The sequence below is a fragment of the Streptomyces sp. NPDC047043 genome (assembly GCF_040644055.1).
Classification (GTDB): Bacteria; Actinomycetota; Actinomycetes; order Streptomycetales; family Streptomycetaceae; genus Streptomyces.
Genome location: NZ_JBEYVO010000013.1, coordinates 1 through 2,144, shown reverse-complemented (window position 1 = coordinate 2,144; position 2,144 = coordinate 1). Strand labels below are relative to the sequence as shown.

The window sequence follows — 2,144 nt, the reverse complement described above, 5'->3', positions numbered from 1 at the left end:
GCCGGCGCAGCCGCTCGAAGCTTGTGAGGCGCTCCCGGCGCCGAGCCCGCGAGAGCGGTGTCAAGGAGCGGACGGCGGCAGGGCGAAGCCGGCGGAGCACGGGATCGCGGCGGCGCCGGATCCGCTTGCCTGAGGGCGCGTTGCTTAAGGATCTCCGTCGTGGGGCAAGCTCTCTCGATTCGTGTTTCCGGGTGCGCTGACGTAGACTGACTCGTCGGCTCTCGTGCACCCGCATGTCCGCATGCGCCCCGCAGGGGAGTCGATCAAGGTAGTCGATTCGAAGGGCGAAGCGTGGCCAAGAAGCAAGGTGCCATCGAGATCGAGGGCACTGTCGTCGAGTCTCTTCCGAACGCCATGTTCAAGGTCGAGCTCCAGAACGGCCACCAGGTCCTGGCACACATCAGCGGCAAGATGCGTATGCACTACATCCGCATCCTCCCTGACGACCGGGTCGTGGTGGAGCTGTCTCCGTACGACCTGACGCGTGGCCGGATCGTCTACCGCTACAAGTAGATCTTGCCCGCACCCCGCTTCGGCGGAGTGGTGGCACTGACCCGGAGAACCTCACCTAATGAAGGTCAAGCCGAGCGTCAAGAAGATCTGCGACAAGTGCAGGGTGATCCGCCGTCACGGTCGGGTCATGGTCATCTGCGAGAACCCGCGCCACAAGCAGCGCCAGGGCTGACGCACGATCGACCGATCCCTCTGCATCGACATCGCAGAGATTCGCGCGACGCGAGCTGAACATGTTCATACGCAGAGCCCAAGCCGACACGGCTTGACACCCCCGGTTCGGAGGCCGGGGACCCAGTTCGTACCTGGTACGGCGGCTGGGAACCGGTTCTGCGGAAGACCTCCGAAGATCACCAGGAGCCATTGAATGGCACGCGTTTCCGGTGTTGACATCCCGCGCGAAAAGCGCGTGGAGGTCGCCCTCACCTACGTGTTCGGCATCGGCCGGACCCTTTCGCAGCAGACGCTGGCGGAGACGGGCATCGACCCGAACACCCGTGTTCGTGACCTGAGCGAAGAGCAGCTCGTCGCGATCCGCGAGTACGTCGACAACAACATCAAGACCGAGGGTGACCTCCGTCGCGAGATCCAGGCCGACATCCGCCGCAAGGTCGAGATCGGCTGCTACCAGGGTCTGCGTCACCGCCGCGGTCTGCCCGTCCGCGGTCAGCGCACCAGCACCAACGCTCGCACCCGCAAGGGCCCGCGTCGCGCCATCGCCGGCAAGAAGAAGCCGGGCAAGAAGTAGTCCTCAGCGGACAACGCTTCATCAGCGGTCTTCGCTGTAGGACCGACCACCTCCCCGTAGGAGTTACTAGATGCCCCCCAAGGGTCGTCAGGGCGCTGCCAAGAAGGTGCGCCGCAAGGAAAAGAAGAACGTCGCTCACGGCCACGCGCACATCAAGAGCACGTTCAACAACACGATCGTCTCCATCACGGACCCCTCGGGCAACGTGATCTCCTGGGCCTCCGCCGGCCACGTCGGCTTCAAGGGCTCGCGCAAGTCCACCCCCTTCGCCGCGCAGATGGCCGCCGAGTCGGCCGCCCGCCGCGCGCAGGAGCACGGCATGCGCAAGGTCGACGTCTTCGTGAAGGGCCCGGGTTCCGGTCGTGAGACCGCGATCCGCTCCCTCCAGGCCACGGGCCTCGAGGTCGGCTCCATCCAGGACGTCACCCCCACCCCGCACAACGGCTGCCGTCCGCCGAAGCGTCGTCGCGTCTGACGCACGGTCGTCTTGAGGATTCGGGCGGTACGGCTCCGTAAAAGGGCCGTATCGCCCGTACCCTTGCAGTACCCGCCCCTTTTGCCGGGGGCGGTTCCGTCGGGCGTCAAATAGCGGGCGTCCACGAAAGAAGGATCTGATCCACACATGCTGATCGCTCAGCGTCCCTCGTTGACCGAAGAGGTCGTCGACGAGTTCCGCTCCCGGTTCGTGATCGAGCCGCTGGAGCCGGGCTTCGGCTACACCCTCGGCAACTCCCTCCGCCGCACCCTCCTCTCGTCGATCCCCGGCGCTGCTGTCACCAGCATCCGTATCGACGGCGTTCTGCACGAGTTCACCACCGTGCCGGGCGTCAAGGAGGACGTCACCGACCTGATCCTCAACATCAAGCAGCTGGTCGTCTCCTCG

At 65.3% G+C, this 2,144-nt stretch carries 4 protein-coding genes and 1 pseudogene; all 5 read left to right on the top strand.

The window, feature by feature from the left end:
- The first annotated feature begins 291 nt into the window (after positions 1-291).
- Positions 292-513, top strand: coding sequence for a translation initiation factor IF-1 (gene infA / locus ABZ880_RS21130; protein ID WP_003948620.1), 222 nt, complete (start codon positions 292-294; stop codon positions 511-513).
- A gap of 58 nt (positions 514-571) precedes the next feature.
- Positions 572-685, top strand: a complete 114-nt coding sequence (gene rpmJ, locus ABZ880_RS21125) for a 50S ribosomal protein L36 (RefSeq protein ID WP_003998809.1) — start codon at positions 572-574, stop codon at positions 683-685.
- A gap of 195 nt (positions 686-880) precedes the next feature.
- Positions 881-1,261 (top strand): 30S ribosomal protein S13, encoded by a 381-nt coding sequence (gene rpsM, locus ABZ880_RS21120; protein ID WP_020135802.1) that lies wholly within the window; start codon positions 881-883, stop codon positions 1,259-1,261.
- A 70-nt stretch (positions 1,262-1,331) separates the two neighbouring features.
- On the top strand, positions 1,332-1,736 hold the full coding sequence (rpsK, locus tag ABZ880_RS21115) for a 30S ribosomal protein S11 (RefSeq protein ID WP_003956432.1): 405 nt from the start codon (positions 1,332-1,334) through the stop codon (positions 1,734-1,736).
- A gap of 147 nt (positions 1,737-1,883) precedes the next feature.
- Positions 1,884-2,144 (top strand): annotated as a pseudogene (locus ABZ880_RS21110) (DNA-directed RNA polymerase subunit alpha); the annotation flags it as partial.